Origin of the sequence: Mycobacterium dioxanotrophicus (assembly GCF_002157835.1) — a bacterium.
Taxonomy (GTDB): Bacteria; Actinomycetota; Actinomycetes; order Mycobacteriales; family Mycobacteriaceae; genus Mycobacterium; species Mycobacterium dioxanotrophicus.
Genome location: NZ_CP020809.1, coordinates 3,063,032 through 3,081,990, shown reverse-complemented (window position 1 = coordinate 3,081,990; position 18,959 = coordinate 3,063,032). Strand labels below are relative to the sequence as shown.

The 18,959-nt window shown below is 66.3% G+C and carries 15 protein-coding genes; 4 read left to right on the top strand and 11 right to left on the bottom strand.

Annotated elements, in window-relative coordinates; all coding sequences use genetic code 11:
- Positions 1–2: 2 nt before the first annotated feature.
- From BTO20_RS14850 to BTO20_RS14805, 10 genes are all read right to left on the bottom strand, one after another.
- Positions 3–821 (bottom strand): segregation/condensation protein A, encoded by an 819-nt coding sequence (locus tag BTO20_RS14850; protein WP_198344519.1) that lies wholly within the window; start codon positions 819–821, stop codon positions 3–5.
- A 41-nt stretch (positions 822–862) separates the two neighbouring features.
- Positions 863–1,732: a ParA family protein gene (locus tag BTO20_RS14845; protein ID WP_198344391.1), complete on the bottom strand. Its 870-nt coding sequence runs from the start codon at positions 1,730–1,732 to the stop codon at positions 863–865.
- Between the two features lie 128 nt (positions 1,733–1,860).
- On the bottom strand, positions 1,861–4,167 hold the full coding sequence (locus BTO20_RS14840; RefSeq protein WP_087077018.1) for an MMPL family transporter: 2,307 nt from the start codon (positions 4,165–4,167) through the stop codon (positions 1,861–1,863).
- Positions 4,164–5,312 (bottom strand): flavin-containing monooxygenase, encoded by a 1,149-nt coding sequence (locus BTO20_RS14835; protein ID WP_087077016.1) that lies wholly within the window; start codon positions 5,310–5,312, stop codon positions 4,164–4,166. The genes BTO20_RS14840 and BTO20_RS14835 overlap by 4 nt, the downstream gene beginning before the upstream one ends.
- A 9-nt stretch (positions 5,313–5,321) precedes the next feature.
- A complete protein-coding gene (locus BTO20_RS14830; protein ID WP_087077014.1) occupies positions 5,322–6,383 on the bottom strand; it encodes a pyridoxal phosphate-dependent aminotransferase in 1,062 nt (353 codons plus the stop codon).
- A complete protein-coding gene (locus BTO20_RS14825; RefSeq protein ID WP_087077012.1) occupies positions 6,380–8,182 on the bottom strand; it encodes a fatty acyl-AMP ligase in 1,803 nt (600 codons plus the stop codon). Before BTO20_RS14825 ends, BTO20_RS14830 begins: the two co-directional genes overlap by 4 nt.
- Complete coding sequence (locus BTO20_RS14820; protein ID WP_087077010.1) at positions 8,179–8,448, bottom strand: acyl carrier protein; 270 nt, start codon at positions 8,446–8,448, stop codon at positions 8,179–8,181. The genes BTO20_RS14825 and BTO20_RS14820 overlap by 4 nt, the downstream gene beginning before the upstream one ends.
- Complete coding sequence (locus BTO20_RS14815) at positions 8,445–9,479, bottom strand: 3-oxoacyl-ACP synthase III family protein (RefSeq protein ID WP_087077008.1); 1,035 nt, start codon at positions 9,477–9,479, stop codon at positions 8,445–8,447. The genes BTO20_RS14820 and BTO20_RS14815 overlap by 4 nt, the downstream gene beginning before the upstream one ends.
- Positions 9,479–10,201 (bottom strand): SRPBCC family protein, encoded by a 723-nt coding sequence (locus BTO20_RS14810; protein ID WP_087077006.1) that lies wholly within the window; start codon positions 10,199–10,201, stop codon positions 9,479–9,481. The genes BTO20_RS14815 and BTO20_RS14810 overlap by 1 nt, the downstream gene beginning before the upstream one ends.
- Positions 10,182–11,942, bottom strand: coding sequence for a thiamine pyrophosphate-binding protein (locus BTO20_RS14805; protein WP_087077005.1), 1,761 nt, complete (start codon positions 11,940–11,942; stop codon positions 10,182–10,184). Before BTO20_RS14805 ends, BTO20_RS14810 begins: the two co-directional genes overlap by 20 nt.
- Before the next feature lie 466 nt (positions 11,943–12,408).
- Between BTO20_RS14805 and BTO20_RS14795 the strand changes: the two genes are divergently transcribed.
- The 4 genes from BTO20_RS14795 (at position 12,409) to BTO20_RS14780 (ending at position 17,933) form a co-directional block, all read left to right on the top strand.
- Positions 12,409–13,547 (top strand): IS3 family transposase gene (locus tag BTO20_RS14795; protein ID WP_087077001.1). Its coding sequence is split into 2 segments (ribosomal slippage): positions 12,409–12,679 and positions 12,679–13,547, totalling 1,140 coding nucleotides; the frame shifts between segments, so codons are not numbered across the junction.
- Between the two features lie 931 nt (positions 13,548–14,478).
- Positions 14,479–15,798: a cytochrome P450 gene (locus BTO20_RS14790; protein ID WP_087076999.1), complete on the top strand. Its 1,320-nt coding sequence runs from the start codon at positions 14,479–14,481 to the stop codon at positions 15,796–15,798.
- A gap of 33 nt (positions 15,799–15,831) precedes the next feature.
- Positions 15,832–17,157: an FAD-binding oxidoreductase gene (locus tag BTO20_RS14785; protein WP_087076997.1), complete on the top strand. Its 1,326-nt coding sequence runs from the start codon at positions 15,832–15,834 to the stop codon at positions 17,155–17,157.
- Between the two features lie 44 nt (positions 17,158–17,201).
- Positions 17,202–17,933, top strand: a complete 732-nt coding sequence (locus tag BTO20_RS14780; protein WP_087076995.1) for an O-methyltransferase — start codon at positions 17,202–17,204, stop codon at positions 17,931–17,933.
- On the opposite strand, the gene xerD is transcribed toward BTO20_RS14780, so the two are convergent.
- On the bottom strand, positions 17,930–18,856 hold the full coding sequence (gene xerD, locus BTO20_RS14775) for a site-specific tyrosine recombinase XerD (RefSeq protein ID WP_087082101.1): 927 nt from the start codon (positions 18,854–18,856) through the stop codon (positions 17,930–17,932). The genes BTO20_RS14780 and xerD overlap by 4 nt on opposite strands.
- Positions 18,857–18,959: the final 103 nt, after the last annotated feature.

Below are 18,959 nucleotides of genomic sequence, written 5' to 3'. Positions count from 1 at the left end.
CTCTATTCTTCCGCGTCAGCGGTTGCCAGGTGTTCGCTGGTCGGTCGATCCCCGGTCCACGAAACCTGGAGCACACCAAGCGGTTCTGATTGCTCGAATGCTACCGCCCGAGCCCGGAACAGCTCGAGCAGCGCCAGGAACCGCCCGACGATCTCGATGCCCGCCGAACAATCCGCCACCAGCTCGGTGAAGGTGGCCCACTCGCCGATGCCCCGCTGTTCGAGCAGGCCCAGCAGCCGATGCGCCTGTTCGGGCACCGACACCTTGGGGGCGTGGATGTGGTCTGTGCCGACCGTGGGCACCGGGCGCGGGGTGAACGCAGCGGCTGCGATGGTGGCGAACTTCTCGGCGTCCACTCCGAGCATCACCTCGGGCAGCAGGTCCGAATACCGGTCTTCCAGCGACACCGCACGTGGGTAGCTGCGCAGCGCGGCCGCCTCGAGTTCGGCGAACATCTCGGCGACATGCTTGAACGCCCGGTATTGCAGCAACCGGGCGAACAGCAGATCCCGGACCTCGAGCAGGGCCAGGTCCTCTTCGTCGTGCACCTCACCGGCGGGCAGCAGGCGAGCTGCCTTCAGGTCCAGCAGCGTGGCCGCGATCACCAGGAAGGCAGTCGTCTCGTCGAGCTCGAGGCGCGCGCCGATCTCCTTGGTGTATGCGATGAAATCGTCGGTCACCTGGTGCAACGCCACTTCGGTGACGTCGAGGCGGTGAGCGAAGATCAGTTGCAACAGCAGGTCGAACGGGCCCTCGAAGTTGTTCAGCCGGACCTGGAACCGACTCGGCTGGCTCTCGCCCGAAGCGTCGGCCGGTGCCACGGCCGCGGCGGCATCGGTTACCTCGGTGCTCTCGACATCCTTCACACGCCGAACCGATGGATGACTTCGGCGGCAAGCGCGCGGTAGGCCGCCGCCCCGCCGGACTTCGGTGCCCACGTGGTGATCGGCTCGCCGGCGACGCTGGTCTCGGGGAAACGCACGGTGCGGGTGATGACGGTGTCGAACACCAGGTCGCCGAAGCGCTCGACGACACGGGCCATCACCTCGCGGGCGTTGACCGTGCGCGGGTCGTAGCGGGTGACGAGGATGCCGCTGATCCGCAGCCGCGGGTTGAGCCGGTCGTGCACCTTGTCCACGGTGTCGGTGAGCAACGCCAGCCCGCGCAGCGAGAAGTACTCGCATTCGGTGGGGATGATCACACCGTCCGCACAGGCCAGGCCGTTGACCGTGAGCAAACCCAGCGACGGCTGGCAGTCGATGAGCACATAGTCGTAGCGGTCCAGCACCGGATAGAGCGCCCGCGCCAGGGACTGTTCGCGGCCCACCTCGTTGACGAGCTGGATCTCGGCGGCCGACAGGTCGATATTGCTGGGGACCAGGTCAAGGCCACTGACCCGGGTCTTGATGAGCACCTGGTCGATGGAGACCCGCGGTTCGACCAGCAGGTTGTGCACGGTGTTGTCGAGTTCGTAGTGCGGCACACCCAGGCCCGCCGACAGCGCTCCCTGCGGGTCGAGATCCACCAACAGGACCCGGCGGCCGTATTCGGCCAGGCTGGCGCCCAGGTTGATGGTCGAGGTGGTCTTGCCGACCCCGCCCTTCTGGTTGCACATCGCGATGACCTTGGCCGGACCATGGCTGGTGCGGGGCAGTGGCTCGGGAATGGTGCGCGACGGCCGTCCGGTCAGGCCCAGCTCAGGTAGTGGGTCGTGTCCGTCGCCGTCGGTCACTTCGGCTCCTCACGCAAGCGCTGTATGCGCGGCCACCACAGGCCGGGCAACCCACACTTGGCGAACATCCGGGCAAGTTTAACGTTGCGACGCGTCTGTACCGGGTCGACCCGCGGTCAACGTGCGGATCAAGCCTGCACCGGTTCGGCCGGACGATCGGAGTCCGCGGCCCGGTGGCGCCCCTTCGCGGAGCTGGCACCGCCCTCCTCGCTGATGCCGATGCGCTTGTGCAGCCGGGCCAGCGGGCCCGGCGCCCACCAGTTCACCCCGCCCATCACATGCATGAACGCGGGCACCAGGATCAGCCGGACCAGCGTCGCGTCCATCAACACCGCGATGGTCAGCCCGACACCGAACATCCGCATGAACGACACCTGCGCGGCCATCAAGGCGGCGAAGGAGATCGACATGATGACCGCCGCGGCGGTGATCACGCGGCCCGTATGGGCCAAGCCCTTGGCAACGGCCTCGTCGGTACGCACCCGCGCGGATTCCAGGGCTTGGCCGTCGTCGGGATGACCGGAGGCCAACCAGTACTCGCGGATCCGCGAGATGAGGAACACCTCGTAGTCCATGGACAGCCCGAATGTGATGCAGAACAGCAGGACCGGCATGTTGGCGGCCAGAGTTCCGGTGGCCGTCGTGCCGAGCGCGCCGAGATGGCCGTCCTGGAAGATCCACACCAGCGCACCGAACGCGGCCGTCAGGGACAGCACGTTGAGCACCAACGTCTTGAGCGGCAGCACGATGCTGCCGGTCAGCAGGAACAACAGCACAAAGCTCGTCACGGCGATCAGGACCAGCACCTTCGGCAGCCCCGAGGTGACCGCAGCGACGATGTCCCGGTTGATCGCAGCGGTGCCGGTCAGCAAGGCACCGCGGCCACCCGGCCCGGGCACCGCGTGGAGCCGATCGAGTTGGGTGGTGGAGGCGTCGGAGAACAGTGGCGCCGTGCTGGCCACGGTCAGATAGGTCGTCCCGTCGGCCGTGGTGCCCTCGGCGCCGGGACCCACCTGATGGCCGCCCTTGAACATCCCGACGGGCGAGGAGACCCAGGACACATCGGCGACGGAGGACAGCGCGGAGGCGTAGCGGCCAAGTTCGGTGGGGCTGACACCGGTGACATGCGGCACCACGACGCTGATGTTGTTCGCCGAATCGGTGGCGAAGTCGGTCCGTAGCTGGTCGCCCACCTGACGGGCGGTGGTCGACGTGGGTAGTACGCGGTCGTCGGGGAAACCCCAGCGCACTCCGAGGAACGGTGCACCGAGCGCGAGCAGCAACGCGGTGACGACGAGACCGACGGGGACGGCCCGACGGATGATCGCCTTGGTGCTGCGGTACCAGAACATCTGCTCGACGGGCAGGTGCACTGGGTCGGGCCGCCGCAGGATCCGCCGCACCAACCGGCGGACGTCGAAGGAGTCCAGCCGCGCTCCCAGCAGCGCGATGGCCGCGGGTGTGACGACGAGGGCCGCGCACGCCGCAAAGGCCACCACCGCGACACCGGCATAGGCGAACGATTTGAGGAAGTACATCGGGAACAACGCCATCGGCAGCATCGACAGGCCGACGATCAGCGCGGAGAACATCACCGTGCGCCCGGCCGTCGACATGGTCCGCACCAACGCGTCGTCGCGGGAATGTCCGTCGGCCAACTCGTCGCGGTATCGGCTCAACAGCAGCAGCGTGTAGTCGATGGCCAGCGCCAGCCCCATCGCGACCGCGAGGTTGAGCGCGAAGATCGACACGTCGGTCACGAACGTGATGGCCCGCAGCACCGCCATGGCCCCGAAGATCGCCATCGCCCCGACGGCCAGTGGCAGCACCGCCGCGACCAGCCCGCCGAACACCCAGACCAGCACCAGGAAGCTCATGGGTATCGCGATGGACTCCATCAGCGACAGGTCGTTCTCGGTCTGCTCATTGATCTGTGCGTACACGGTCGCCGAGCCCCCCGCCCGCACCGTGACACCGTCACGGTCGTGGGCGAGCTGGTCGGTCAGTTCCTTGGCGTAGGTCGGCGCGTTGGTCTCGCCCCCGCTCAGACCGGCGACGATCAATGCGGTCTTGCCGTCGGTGCTGGTGAACTGAGCGGCGTTCTGCGGCGCGGTATTCCACGGCGATTCCACGTGGGCGACGTAGGGCGATTCCTTCAGCCGCGCGGTGATATCGGTTCCTACTGCCCTGGCCCGGGAACTGTCGATTCCTTTTGGGTCGCTCAGCGTGACGAGGAACTGCATGTCGGGCTGGTGGAACGTGTCGGCCAACACGGCCGAGGCCCACGATGATTCGGAACCGGGGTCCCGGAATCCCCCGCCGGACAAATGTTTTGCCACCGGAACACCGAACACCGCGCAGCCGAGCATCACCAGCAGCGCGACCGCGATGACTCGCCGGGGCGCGGCCATGGCGAGCCGGGCGACGCGCGTCATGGCGTGAGCGACGGTGCCCGGTCGAGTTCGTCGGCGATGTCCTTGGCGACCTGTACGGACTGCTTGGCGACGAACGAGATGAGCCCGGGTCGCGACAGGAAGCCGACGAACCGCAGCCCCGGAGCGGCAGCCACCGGCCCGGTCGCGCACGGCAACCCGTGTTCATCCAAGACGCCGAGATGGCCGACCATCGGTTCCAGACCCCGGTGGTATCCGGTCGCACAGATCACCACGTCGGGTTGCAGATGCTGCCCGTCGATGAGCTGAACCGCATCCTCACTGAAGGATTCGATGGTGGGCACCACCTCGAAGCGGCGGGCACGGATGGCGTGGATCACCTCGCGATCGACGATCACCGGCGCCCGGCCGAGCCGCTTGCCGCGGGCGAACACGCCTTCGCTCGGGGTCGGGAGGCCGAATTCGGACAGGTCCCCGACGTCGACCCGCAGCGCCACCCGCGAGACCGCGTCGGCCAACCACAGCGGCGCATCGTAGAGCGGATTGGCGATGTAGTCCGACGGAAATCCGCCGGGCAGCGCCCGCAACAAGATGTGCGGGGGGGTGCGCACGGCCAGCCAGGCCTGCGCCGCTCCCCCGGTGGCAACATCGTGCACGATCTCCATCGCAGACGAACCCGCCCCGACCACCAGCACCCGTTTCCCGCTGTACGGCTTGGGGTTTCGGTAGGTCGCCGAGTGCAGCACAGTGCCTCGGTACGTGCTCATGCCTGGCCATTCCGGAATCTTCGGGGTGTGCTCGTAGCCGGTGGCCACAACGATCTGCGGGGCGCTGATGTCCCCCGACGAGGTGGCCAGTACCCAGTTCCCCGCAATCTTGTCGATCCTGGCCACACATGTGCTGAGCATCAGGTCGAGGCCGTCCTCGTGCGCATGATGGTCCAGGTGCGCGACAACTTGATCCCGAGTCGGGAAGATCGCCGTGCCCTTGGGGAACGGCCGGTTGGGCATGTGCGATGTCTGCCGACCGGTGTTGAGCTTCAGCCGGTCGTACCGCCCCTTCCAGGACGACCCGACATGGTCGGCCCGGTCGATCAACAACGGCCGTATACCCCTGTCGCTCAGGCTCAGAGCCGCGGCGACACCCGAGGGTCCCGCACCGATGACGACAACCTGATGTTCGCGCACGGCGGCCTCCTAGAGCTTGTTCCGCAGCGCGGTCAGGACCGCCCCGGTTGACGACCTTCCGCCGATGGTGACGCGTACGCCACCGTCGGGGTAATGCTTGACCCGCACGCCCGCATCATCGAACACGTCGTGCCACGGGACGCCGTTCGCGGGTAGGTAGATGAAGTTGGCGTGGGCCTCGGTACTGGCGATTCCCATCCCCCGCAGCCGCGACTGCAGGTTGCGCCGCTCCGAGGTGAGCAGTCGAATCCTATGCCGCAGTTGTGATTCCGCTCGATACGACGCGGCCACCGCAACCAGGCTGGTGGTGCTCATCCCGAACGGCAGCTGCATCGCCCACAGTTTGGCCGCCAGTTCCCGAGATCCGAAGGCATAGCCGATGCGTAGGCCGGCGAGTCCGTAGGCCTTGGAGAAGGTGCGGATCACAACGACATTCGGGAACTTGCGCACCAGATCGACCGAGTCGATCCGGTGGTCGGGTCCGACGAATTCGGCGTAGGCCTCGTCGATCAGCACGACGGTGTCACTGGGGATCCGCTGCAGGAAGGCGTCGAGCTTCGCCGCGGACTCCACGGTGCCCGTGGGATTGTGCGGCCGGCAGATCGCCACCACCTTGGCCTCCGATGCCGCGTCGGCCATGGCATCCAAGTCGTGGCGGCCGAAACTGTTGAGCGGCACCTTGATCGGCGAAATCCGAACCATCGCCGAGATGATCGCGTAGCCCTCGAACGTCGGGTCCGCGAAGACGATCCGGTTGCCCGGGTCGGTAATGGCATGCAGCACCTGCAGCATGACGCCGGTCGCGCCCGGCCCGAGGATGACCTGCTCGTCGGAGATCCCGATGTGATCGGCGATGAGGTGGCGCAACCGTTCGGGCAGGAACTCCGGATACCGGTTGGCCGCATCGATCGATTCGATCAGCGCGGACCGCACCGCCGGAAGTGGTGGGAATGGATTCTCGTTGAGCGACAACGCCATCGGGTCCACAGCCGTGGGCAGTGCTCCGATGTCCGCGTTCAGCGGGAGTTTGGTGACGCGCGGCAGCGGCCGTGATTCAGCGACGACAGTCATGATTCCCTCCCACCCGCGCCGACAGCGCGATCAGCCGGTCGTTTGTTGGCGGACAGACGGGTATAGGTGGCCTTGGCAAGGGAAACCTGCCCTTTGGCCGCGTACCACATCAACCGCATGGCGGACACTTTCTTGGGCGCCGTGAGAATGCCGGCCTGCCATTGCCTGGCAGACTCCCGCCGACGCAGTTTCCCGCTCGATGTCCGGGGCAGTGTTCCCGGTGCGAGCAGCTCGACATGACTGGCCAGGATGCCGGTGCGTTCCCACACCCGCTTCGAGACGTCGCCGGCCAGACCGGGTGGCGCGTCGGAGGTGGTTTCGACCAGCAGAGCCAGCGCTTCCTCCTCCTCGCCCGCCGGGACAAAGCCGACCGCCACCGCACAGCCGGTACGCACCCCGGGCAGTCCGTCCAGTGCGGCCTCGAAATCCTGCGGTGCGTGGTTGGCGCCCCGGATGATCACCGTGTCCTTGGCGCGCCCGCACACGAACAGTTCGCCGTCGTGGACGAAGCCGAGGTCTCCGGTCTCAAGCCAGCCCTCGTGCAAGGCCTGGTCGGTGAGATCGGGCCGGCCGAAGTACCCGGCCATCACGCTCGGACCCTTGACGAAGATGCTGCCGACCTTGTCGGCGTCCATCGGCCGTGACATGTCGTCACGGATCTCGATCTCTACCCCGGCCAGCGGCCGGCCCACGCTCACGAGCTCTTTGCGTCCGGGTGCCACGCGTCCCGAGTAGGCCAGGGTATCGGCTTCCACGCCATAGGTTTTGAAGGTGGTCCGGGGAGGCTTGAACGTCAGGGCCAGTGACGCCTCGGCCATTCCGTAGCACGGCGTCAACGCCAGAGGGTCGAAGCCCCACGGCGAGAATCGCTCACCGAAGCGGCGCTGCACGGCGGCCACGACGGATTCCGCGCCGTTGAAGCACACCCTCCACGACGACAGGTCCACGCCGTCGAGCTCTTCGTCCTTGATCCGGTTGACGCACAGGTTGAACGCGAAATTGGGAGCCGCCGAGTAGGTACCCCGATAGCGTGAGATGGCGCGCAGCCACGCGGCCGGCGTGGTGACGAACAACTCGGGTGGCAACAGCACGAGCGACGCCTCGATATAGAACGCCGACAACAGATTCCCGATCAGACCCATGTCGTGGTACAGCGGCAGCCAGGACACGCCGACCGGGGTGGCGGTCCCTTCCTCCGCGAGACGACTGTCGATCGAGGCGAGGTTGGACAACAGGTTGCGGTGGGTCAGTGCCACGGGCTTGGGGTCGTGTGTGGTGCCCGACGAGAACTGGATCAATGCGACGTCGTCGGGCGCCACGTCGACCTGGTCGGCGTCAGCACCTCCCAGATCCGATGCGGTCACACAGCCCAGCCGAGGTGCCGCGGCCTGGACCGCGACACCGAGGAACCGGCGGATGCGCTCGTCGGTCACCACCAGCGCCGCGTCGACCGCCTGCAGCATCGCCGTGGTCCTGCGGTGGTATTCGTCCATCTTGCCCAGCCGCACCGGCGGATACAGCGGCACGGGAATACCGCCCGCGCACAGCACCCCGAAGAAGCAGTCGACGAACGCGGGGCAGGTCGGCAGCACGAGCGCAACCCGATCGCCTTTCCGCACACCGTGTTTCATCAGGTCCGCGGCGATCGACAGAGCCCGCTCGTGGACCAGTGCCTTGGATACCTGCTGGTCCTCTTCTTTCGCGTTGACGAAGAACAGGCTCAGATCGGTGTGCGCCGCGGCCGCGAGAGCGGCGGGGAGCGTTTCATGCTTCGGGACTACGGCGTCCGGGCCTTTCATGACTGCTTCTCCACGATGCGGCGCAGCACGAGGCGACCGAGGTCTCCGACGGTCAGCAGCTCATCGGCGTCGTCGGCGTCCAGGTCGATCTCCCAGCGGTTCTCGATCCGCAGGACCAGCGACATCACCCGCAGCGAATCCAATCCGCCGTCGAGCAATGAGGATTCCGCCGTCAGATCGGGAATCGGCATCTCGGCGGAGATCATCGCGATGATGTCGTCGGTGACGGCGGTCAGACTCGGCGCCTGCTCCGTAGGAGATGTCATTGTGGCCTCCCGCCCCATTGAACGGCGGCAGCGCCTGCGAAATCCCCGGCGTGGGCGAAGCCCGCCATCATCACGACGTCGCCGCTCTTGACCGCGCCGTCGTTGATCGCGGCCTCCAAGTTGGCCGGTATGCCGACTGCGAAGAGATTGCCGCACTGCCCGAAGGTGTCACGATGCCGCCCCGGGGGCAGTTCAAGTGCTTCATCCCAGTTGCGCAGCAGCAGCCGGTTGGGCTGGTTGGTGACCAGCAGGTCGAGGTCGTTGGACTTGACCCCGATCCGCTCGCACACCGCCTTGACCACCTGGGGCACCTGCCGATTGCCGCGCGAGAGCACCTTCATGATCTTGGCCTCGTTGAACCCGACGTAGCCCTGACCGGGGCCCGCCTCCCACCACCTCCGCGGCGGATCGGTGTCGAGGGTCATGTCGACAGCGTTCTCGCCGAAGAACCGGCATTCGATGTCGAGCACCGGGGACTGCTCGGAAAGTGCCACCAGGCCGACCGCGGCCCCGTCGCCGGGAACCGAGGCCTGCGCGAGCTTGACGACCTGATCCTGCTCGAAGATCTTGCCTGCGGCGTTGACCGAAGCAGCGATCAACGCGGTACGGCCCGCTCCGGACCACAACAGCTGACGTGCGAGGCTGAGCATGTAGACGAATGCGGCGCAGCCGCCGTTGTGCACGTCGAGGATCCACTTGGGCTTGATGCCCAGCCGGGCGGCCGTCTCACCGCCGGCACCGACGATCGGCAGATCGGGCATCTGCGAATGCGTCAGCAGGATGTCGACGTCGTCGGGCATTCCGCGGCCGTGTCTGGCCGTCAGCGCCGAAACGGCCCGCTCGATCATGTCGACGTTGGATTCCTCGAGTGCCGAATGATGGCGGTACTCCGGCGGCGCGAACATCGGATTGTCGCGCAACGTATCGGTTTCCGCGTGATCGGCATACCACTGCGCGGGCACGCGGTTCTCCGGTAGGTAGGTCGCGATGTCGAGCAGGCTGACGGCCGGGGTGCGGGTGGTCCTCACCATCAGCCGACACTTGTCTTGTGCCGGTTGGACTCCCGCATCCAGTCCGGGGTGATGGGCAGCCCATTGTGGTGCCGGTACTCGGCGATGGCCTTCAGGTTCCGCAGTTCGAGCAGATGACCCGCGCCGAACATGTCCCAGAAGTCACCGACCCACACCGGCCGCCCGGCAGGCGCGGTCTCCGGATAGGCGTTGTGGTCATAGAACGGATGATGGCAATTGGTCCACAGCACAACCGATCCCGGCTTGTTGAGCACCAGTTGCGCGTCGACGACCCGCATCAGGTAGATCATCCACAAATGCTTGCCCTGATCCCACGCGCAGTGGTAGTCGACTGTGCGGGCCTGGGGGTTGGCCACCGTCCTGGTGTAGATCTCGGTCTCCGAGCCCAGTTTGTCCCACGCCAGCCACAGGCTTCCGCCGTTGCTGCTCCTCACGTCCGCGGACTCATCTATCTCTTCGAAACCACGCAGGCTGTACGTCCACTCCTCGAGACAGCGGGTGTCGGAGAGATATTCGTACAGTTCGTCGGGCGGGCAGTCGACGTAGTCGTTGACGGTGCAGTATTCACCGAACACCTGGTCGTGGGGATACACCGAGTGCATCATCTCCAGGATGATCGGAGTCGCCTTGTCCCGCGGCGACGTCTCGATGCGGTGGACCCCGGGGATGGCATCGGAGCTGCCGGAATGGGTGGCGATATCGTCAAGCGCTGGCAGGGACATTGACCGTGCCCTCCTGTTCTGTTGATGGACTGTTCTGGGCTGCGGAAGTACCGATGGCCGTGAGAAACGGTGCAAACGGCGGGATTTCGTCCGCAGAGCATTCGATACTGACCACCGACGGACCGTCGGTTCCCAACGCATCGGCGAGCGCGGCCGGCAGTCGGTCGATGGCGGTGACGTCCGTCGAGGCCAGGCCCGGGAACATCGCCGCCAGGCCGGCGCCGAGCCGACTGGGCGAGAACCGGTTATAGCTGTAGCGGTCGTCGTAGTAGAGCTGCTCACGGGTCACACACATGGCGTGGGCGTTGTTGTTGAACAACACCACGGTCACCGGCAGGCGGTGCTGGACGGCGGTGTGCAACTCCATCCCGTGCATATAGAAGGACCCGTCGCCGGCGATGATCACCGTGCGCTTGCGACCGGCAAACGCCATGCCGATCCCCGCGCCGAAGCTGTAGCCCATGCCGCCCATGCCCAGCGCGACGATGAACCGTCCACCGCGCCGCACCGGCAGATAGTGCACAGCAGAGGCCCCGGTGTTGCCGGCGTCGACGACGATGTTCACCCCGTCCGGCAAGGCCCGGTCGAGCGCGAGCATGGCGTCGCGGTACCGCACCCCCTCGTCGGAACACCACGGCGGGGCAAGTTCGTTGTGCGGCACCGTATCCGGTACCCGGACACCGAGCGGCCTGCCGTGGCCGGTGAGCGCGCGAGTAAGCCGGTTCAGTGATGCCCGCAGATCTTCGGTGTGCACGTGGGTGCACGGCAGGTACGGCGGGGCCGACCCGATCGACAGCGTGCGCGTCGCACCGAGCGCGGCGTCCAACCCGGTCCGGGCCATCACGGGCATCCGCGTTCCGACCAACAGACACACCGCACTCTGCGCGACCGCGTCGACCGTTCCCGGGTGGCCGATCACTCCGGTGACCCCCAGCGCCGACGACGAACCCATCCCGGGCGTCCCCGCGACATCTTTCGCGTCGGGTACACAGGCGACGCGTGCCCGCAGGACGGAACGCAGTTGCTCCAGTTCGGCGCGCGCGTCGTCGCGGGCCACCTGCTCGCCGGCGATGATCGTGATCGGCCCGTGCGCCTTGCGCAGAGCGCGGACGAGCGGGTGCGGATCCCCCACCTGCCGTTGCCCCAGCGCCTGACCGTTGTGTGATTTGGGTCCGCTGAAGCCCAGTGGTTGTTGCTGGATGTCTTTGGGCAAAAGCAATACGGCAGGGCCGCCGGTACGAGCGGCCGCGATGGCCCTGGGCAGTGCGCTGACGATGTCGGCGGGCCGCAGCACACGTTCGCAGCTCACCGACACCGCTCCGAAGAGCGTCTCGGCGTTCAGCGAACCTGCGCGTCCACTGGTGTCCTGGAAGCTTCCGCGGCCGTCGAGTGCCGTAGGCGCCTGGCCGACGAGTGCCAGGACCGGGACCCGGCTCGCGAGCGATTCACCCAGCCCGGGGATCAGATTCAGACAGCCGCCGCCCGAGGTGGCCATGACAACGCCGAGGCCTGCTCCGCTGCGGCTGTACCCGTCGGCCATGGTTGCCGCAGAGAATTCGTGCTTGGCGAGTACCGCGGTGATGCCGTCACAGAAGTATGCGGCGTCGTACAAGTCTTCGATGTTGGCGCCGTCCACACCGAATATATGGGACACCCCGCCGGCGGCCAGATAGTCGACGATGTGGTCGGCGACGCGGTACACGGTCGGACGTTCAGATACGCCCCTTACTGAAGCTGTCATATTTCACCCTCGGGTCAGCGATGTGAAACAAACGGCGACAGTCACGATCCCCGTTCGCGACGTCGCGGAGAGCAACAACATACAACGCTATGCAGGCTACATATAAGCGAAAACACAGCGTCGGCATTCCGATCGTTTCGCGTGCAAAGACCTGGTTGCAACCCCAACGTTTCAAGATCGGGGAACACCGCAGCAGAGCAGGCCCTTTACCTACCGGTAGCAATACTTGCCGACGCCATCGAGTCCCAAGTCGACGTGACTTCATTCGTGCGCTAACAGGAGCCCATGACGTCGCGTGAAGCCATCTAGTTGCGCGTTCAATTACCGACACCCGTCCACTCTCGCAACCAGACACCCGGCAGAGCTGAACCGTTTCGACCAGCGCCTGAGGTGAGCCCTCTGTAGTGGTCCAGTCGTTGTGGGACTCTGTTGCCCGAGTGTTCGGGTAGGAAGAATCGACAACGACATGGCATCGAACAAGCGCCGGCGGCATACGCCGGATCAGATCATCCGCAAGCTCGCCGAGGGCAACAAGCTGCTCGCGTCGGGCCAGGAACTGGCCGAGGTGTGCCGGCACCTGGAGATCGCGGAATCGACGTGGCATCGCTGGCTGGCCCAATACGGGGGCATGAAGGCCAACGACGCCAAGCGCCTCAAAGAGCTCGAGGCCGAAAACGCCCGGCTCAAGAAGCTGGTCGCCAACCAGGCTCTCGACATCGACATGCTCAAGGAGATTTCGTCGGGAAACTTCTGACCCCGAACCGCAAACGCCGCGCAGCGACCATGCTGCGTGAGCGGTTCGGGGTGTCGCAGCGCCGCGCCTGCACCGTGGTCGGTCTGCACCGCTCCACGATGCGCTTGACGCCATCACCGATCGCCACCGAGGAAGCCGAACTACGGGCCTGGCTGCGCCGGTTCTCCATCGACCGGCCCCGCTGGGGATGGCGCCGGGCTGCCAAGATGGCCCGCCGAGCGGGCTGGAAGATCAACAACAAGCGCATCCGCCGGCTCTGGCGGGAGGAGGGCCTGCGGGTGCCGCAACGGCGCCGCAAGAAGCGGTTGACCGGCATCGGTGTCGCCGTGGGTGCGATGTCGCCGATTCGCCCGAACGTGATCTGGGCGATGGACTTTCAGTTCGACACCACTGCTGATGGGCGCACCATCAAGATGCTCAACGTCATCGACGAGTTCACCCGCGAAGCACTGGCGATCGAGGTCGCCCGATCCATCGACGCCGACGGTGTCGTCGAGGTCTTGGACCGCCTCGCGCTGGTGCACGGCGCACCGGTCTACGTACGTTTCGACAACGGCCCCGAATTCGTGGCGCACGCGGTGGCTGATTGGTGCCGATTCAACAGTGCCCGATCACTTTTCATCGATCCCGGCTCGCCGTGGCAGAACGCCTTCGTCGAATCATTCAACGGCCGACTGCGCGACGAACTGCTCAACTCGTGGCGCTTCGACTCTCTGTTGGAAGCCCGGGTGATCATCGAGGACTGGCGCCGCGATTACAACGCCAACCGGCCCCACTCAGCCCACGGCGAACTCACCCCTGCCGAGTTTGCCCTACAGTGGTCGGCGACCCACCAACCGAAAGTCGCATAACGGCTGGACCACCAACTGGGTCCCCCTCACGCCGACCATCAGCTTCAGCAGATCGGCCCGATCTGCTGAATTTTGGCCGTAGGTCTCTACACACCTTCTGTGCAGCACATTTCCAGAAATTTCTGTGCGGATTCAAAATAATTTCCCACATTGCCGTGGTAGCCGGCCGGCTCCGGGCCGCCGAGCCGACGCGCATGCATGTCGACATCGCGCAAACTGAGCGAAGCACCGACGACGGTTGGCGCGGCGCCGGCTTCCGCCCGAATGGGCAAGGCCGCATGTCCATCCCTTATTTGCTGTCTTAACGATTGCCCGACGCCGCACACGTGTGCCATCCTGTATCTCGCAAATCACCGCAGGTGCCCGATCGGGCAATCCGACAGGGAAAGGTGAGGGAAATGTCGACACCAATTATGCATTCATCCGGTCCGGCGCTTCCCGGCGCAAATTCGCCATTTCTCACGTTAATTTCCGCAAACTCCGCAAAACCAACAAAATTAACCGGAATGAAAATTTCTCCACGTATTACATTCGAGAAATCAGTGGCGAATCCCGCGAATTCCATTTCCTCGGTCGGCTGCGGGACGACAACGGCGCCCACACCGACGCGCAGAACATTCGGCCGTGCCCGTCGAACGCACCAAGGCATGCCGCTCCGGAGCGGCCCAACTCCGCCAGGTACCGCCGCTACCTGCGGAAACTCTGGCGAGGCCAACGTTGTTCGGGCTGAGCACCCCAGCAATCAGAGCTCCGCCCAAGGCGGCGATGGCACGCGCAAACTCCGTTACCAACACGCAATTTCGTGTCCATTCCGGCTACCTCGAACGAGTACCACCTGGCACCCGAACACTGAGCACCCGGGTGTGACCCAAATGAGACGGTTTCGCAATCATGCGGATCGTTGCCAAACCCCGTCCGGAAGGCTGCGGCAATGCCGACTCAGTTGATCAAGTCGCCCGCCGGACTGCTCCGCGCGGCCGCTGCCGGGGTCGATCCGGTCGGGTTCTTCCACCGTCACGCCACCGGTCCCAGCCCCCTCGTGCTGACCTTTCCCGGTCTCGGAGAGGTGAAGTTCTTCGGCACCGCCGATGCCGCCCGCGACATCCTCACGATGCCCGCAGCGCAGTGTGAGGCGCCCACGCCAAATCCGATCGAACCGGTTGTCGGGCCAGGATCGCTGATCCTGCTGTCCGGTGAACAGCACCACCGGGAACGCAGCCTGTTGCTGCCGGCGTTCCACGGGGACCGGGTCAAGAAGTACAGCGGCATCATCGCCTCGGCGACATGCGAGGAGATCCGCAACGTACGGCCCGGGGACTCGATCGCCGTGCGGCAGCTGGCCGTGGCCGTCACCCTGCACATCGCCATCCGGGTGGTGTTCAGCGTCGCCGAGCCCGACCGGCGTGCCATGTACACCGAGGCGATCACCGCGTTGATGCGGGCCAACACCGCGCCGCTGATGCTGGTTCCCGCGCTGCGCCGCGAACTCGGCGGCCACGGCCCGTGGGCGCGTCTGCTACGGCTGCGCGACGATCTCGACCGGCTGCTCTCCGACGACATGGACAGCCGGGCACGCGGCGGCCTCGCCGGCGCCGACATGCTCGATGTGCTGTTGTCCGCAACCGACGATTGCGGCCGCGGACGCAAGGGCCAGGGCATGCACGATCAGCTCAGGACGCTGCTGGCCGCAGGCCACGAGACCACCGCCACCTCGATGGTGTGGGCGCTCTACCACATCTACCGCGACGAGAAGTTGCGGCAACGGGTCGCAGACGAGGTGACTCAAGCCAACACCCCGGCCGAGATGGTCGCGTTGCCCTACCTGGGTGCGGTCATCAAGGAGGCGCTGCGCATGCACCCGCCGGTGCCGATCGTGCTGCGGCGGCTGACCGAACCCCTGACCGTCGGCGGCGTCGACTGCGCAGCCGGCGACGTCGTCGGAATAGCCTTGTACGCACTACATTTCAACCCAGACATCTGGACCGACCCCAACCTGTTCCGTCCCGAACGATTCCTCGACTCGCGCATTTCGCCGTTCGAGTTCGCCCCGTTCGGCGGAGGCCATCGACGGTGCATCGGTGCGGCGTTCGCGAACTCCGAGCTTTCCATCGCGATTGCGACCATCATGAAGACATTGGAGCTTCGGATGCCTGCGCGAGACCGCACCCGCCCCGCGCCACGCGGCGTGGCGCGGGGAATCGCCGTGGCCCCCGCACGCGAGGTCGCCCTCGACGTGATCGACCGCTATTGAATCCACCCGTCCGCCGCCGGTACTGGAGGTGAAATGTCAACAGACGCACGGCAGTTCCGTCGCGGCGCTGACGGCTATGAAGAGGCGCGTCGGGCCACCGTCTGGAACGGTCTGGTCCCCGACCGCTACCCCGACCTGATCGTCCAGGCCCATGATGTCGACGACGTCGTGGCGACGGTCACCGGTGCGCATGGGCCCTTCAGCATCGTGTCGGGCGGACACAGCTGGGCCGCCAGCCACCTGCGCGACGGCGGGACGCTGCTCGATGTCAGCCGTCTCGACCAGTGCGTGATCGACGCCGAACGCATGTCCGCCGTGGTCGGGCCGGGAAAGGTCGGCAGCGCGCTGGCCGCCGAACTCGACAAGCTCGGCCTGTTCTTTCCCGCCGGGCACTGCGAGGGCATCTGCCTGGGCGGGTATCTGCTGCAGGGCGGATACGGCTGGAACAGCAAAGTGGTCGGGCCGGCATGCGAGAGCGTCATCGGAATCGACGTCGTCACCGCCGACGGCCAGCGGGTGTACTGCGACGCCGACGAGAACTCCGATTTGTTCTGGGCCGCACGCGGTTCGGGCCCAGGATTCTTCGCGGTGGTGACCGCCTTCCATCTGCAGCTGCACCCGCGTCCGGCGGTCTGCGGCAGCTGTCTGTACATCTACCCCGTCGAGGTGCTCGACGACGTCTTCACCTGGGCGCGCCGAATCAGCCCGGAGATCGACGACCGGGTGGAACTGCAGATCATCACATCACGCAATCTGCCGGCCCTGGGGCTCGAACACCCGACCATCGTGGTGGCCTCCCCGGCGTTCGCCGATACCGAAGCCGAGGCCGAAGCCGCCCTGTCGATCCTGTCCAGCTGCCCGGCCGTTGACCGCGCTATCGTCAAGATCCCCTACACCACAACCGATTTGGCCGGATGGTACGGCGCGGTGATGAGCAACTACCCCACCGGGCACCGCTATGTCGCCGACAACATGTGGACGTCCGCCTCGGCTGAGGATCTGCTGCCGGGCATTCACCGGATCATCGAGACCATGCCGCCGCCACCGTCGCACTTCCTGATGTACAACTGGAGCCCGTCGCCGGCGCGGGACGAGTTGTTCTACGGGCTGGAGGACGAGATCAACATGGCGCTCTACGCCGTGTGGCCGGACCCCGCCGATGACGAACGCTACCGCGACTGGCCTCGCGACAACATGGCGGCCATGGCGCACCTGGCCACGGGAGTCGGCTTGGCCGACGAAAACCTCGGCAGGCGACCCGCCCGGTTCGCCACCGATCAGAACATGGCGCGGCTCGACATACTGCGCGCCAAATACGATCCCGAGGGGCTGTTCAACAGCTGGATGGGGCGGTTGTGAGCTGGCAGCGCCACGCTCCATTCCTTCGAACGTCCTTTTGGCGCATGGCATTACACCAGCGCAACATCTTCACCGTCGGCCAGATCGGCGATGGCCGTGAGGCGGCCGCGGCCCGGTACGTCGTGGCCAACGCGCGTCGTGGCGATCCCGACGACGTCATCGCGACCATCGACCGCTTTGCCTACGAGGAATCGTTCCTGATCAACGTGGGCGACGAGAAGGGCGCGCTGCTCGACGCTGCCGTGGTCCGCGCACAACCGCGGCTCGCGCTGGAGCTGGGCACCTACTGTGGCTACGGCGCCCTGCGGATCGCCCGCGCGGCGCCTGCAGCGCGGGTGTTCTCGATCGAACTGGCCTCGGCGAACGCCGAAATCGCCCGCACCATCTGGGCTCACGCCGGGCTGGCCGACCGCATCACGTGTGTGGTGGGCACCATCGGCGACGGCGGACGCACCCTCGATACCCTCGCACGGCTCGGATTCGACACGGGCACACTTGATTTCATGTTCATCGACCACGACAAGAGCGCGTATCTGGCCGATCTGCACAGTGTGCTGGACCGGGGCTGGCTGCGCTCTGCGGACGCGAGCATCGACAGGGGCTGCGGCGCGATCGTGGTCGCCGACAACGTCAAACTCCCCGGGGCACCCGACTATCTGGCGTACATGCGCGCAGAACAAGGCGTGCGGTGGAACACCGTCGAACACAAGACCCACGGCGAGTACCAGACCCTGCTGCGCGACGTGATGCTGGAGTCCGAACTCCTCAGCGGCTAACGCGCCCGCGGATGCGCACCGGCCCACACCTCGCGCAGGGTGTGCACGGTGACCATGGTGTAGATCTGCGTGGTGGTCACCGAAGCGTGCCCGAGGAGTTCCTGGACGACACGCACGTCGGCGCCGCCGTCGAGCAGGTGCGTCGCGAACGAATGCCGCAGTGTGTGCGGTGACACCGCGGAGGTGATCCCGGCCCGCTCGGCCGCGTCCTGCAGCACCTGCCACGCGCTCTGGCGGGACAGCCGACCGCCGCGGGCGTTGAGAAAGATGGCCGGGGTGCCGCGACCGCGGCGTGCCAGGTCGGGCCGACCGCGCACCAGATAGGCGTCGAGGGCGCTGACCGCCGGGCGGCCGATCGGCACGAGCCGTTGCTTGCCGCCCTTGCCGTGCAGCAACACCGACCGGTTGTGGGTGTCGATGTCGTCGACGTCGAGCCCGACGGCCTCGGAGATGCGCGCCCCGGTCGAGTACAGCAGCTCCAGCAGCGCGCGATTGCGCAGGGTCAGCGGACCGTCCGCCTCGCTCTCGCCGCCGGCGGCATCCAACAGCGCCAGCACCTCGTCGAGCGTCAAGCTCTTGGGCAGCCGGCGGCTGGGGTTGGGGGGCCGAACCTCCCGGGCCACATCGAGCTCGGTGAGACCTTCGGCCACGGCGAACCGGTGCAGTCCGCGGACCGCGACCACTGCGCGTGCCGCTGACACCGCCGAGAGCGCGGCTTGCCCGGCCTCCGGGTCACCGCGGCGCAACGCGACCAGGAAGTCGCTGACGTCGGATTCGGCCACCTTGGCCAGGTCCTCGATACCGCACCGCTGCAGATGCTCGGCGTACCGGCGCAGATCACGCCGGTACGAGCTCAGCGTGTTGGCCGCGACTCCCCGTTCGACCGTCAAATGGTCGAGGTAGCTGCGGATCTGGGTCTCCAGGACCGCCTGGGCGGCGGCCGATGAGCCGCTTGCGCGAAGAGGAGACGGCCCCGATGAGCCGCTTGCGCGAAGAGGAGACGGCCCCGATGAGCCGCTCGCGCGA

Excerpts from the sequence above, each read along its gene's own strand:
- BTO20_RS14810 (WP_087077006.1), bottom strand. The coding sequence starts at position 10,201 with ATGTCCCTGCCAGCGCTTGACGATATCGCCACCCATTCCGGCAGCTCC.
- BTO20_RS14840 (WP_087077018.1), bottom strand. The coding sequence starts at position 4,167 with ATGACGCGCGTCGCCCGGCTCGCCATGGCCGCGCCCCGGCGAGTCATC.
- BTO20_RS14815 (WP_087077008.1), bottom strand. The coding sequence starts at position 9,479 with ATGGTGAGGACCACCCGCACCCCGGCCGTCAGCCTGCTCGACATCGCG.
- BTO20_RS14825 (WP_087077012.1), bottom strand. The coding sequence starts at position 8,182 with ATGAAAGGCCCGGACGCCGTAGTCCCGAAGCATGAAACGCTCCCCGCC.
- BTO20_RS14780 (WP_087076995.1), top strand. The coding sequence starts at position 17,202 with ATGGCATTACACCAGCGCAACATCTTCACCGTCGGCCAGATCGGCGAT.
- BTO20_RS14790 (WP_087076999.1), top strand. The coding sequence starts at position 14,479 with ATGCCGACTCAGTTGATCAAGTCGCCCGCCGGACTGCTCCGCGCGGCC.
- BTO20_RS14805 (WP_087077005.1), bottom strand. The coding sequence starts at position 11,942 with ATGACAGCTTCAGTAAGGGGCGTATCTGAACGTCCGACCGTGTACCGC.
- BTO20_RS14830 (WP_087077014.1), bottom strand. The coding sequence starts at position 6,383 with ATGACTGTCGTCGCTGAATCACGGCCGCTGCCGCGCGTCACCAAACTC.
- BTO20_RS14820 (WP_087077010.1), bottom strand. The coding sequence starts at position 8,448 with ATGACATCTCCTACGGAGCAGGCGCCGAGTCTGACCGCCGTCACCGAC.
- BTO20_RS14785 (WP_087076997.1), top strand. The coding sequence starts at position 15,832 with ATGTCAACAGACGCACGGCAGTTCCGTCGCGGCGCTGACGGCTATGAA.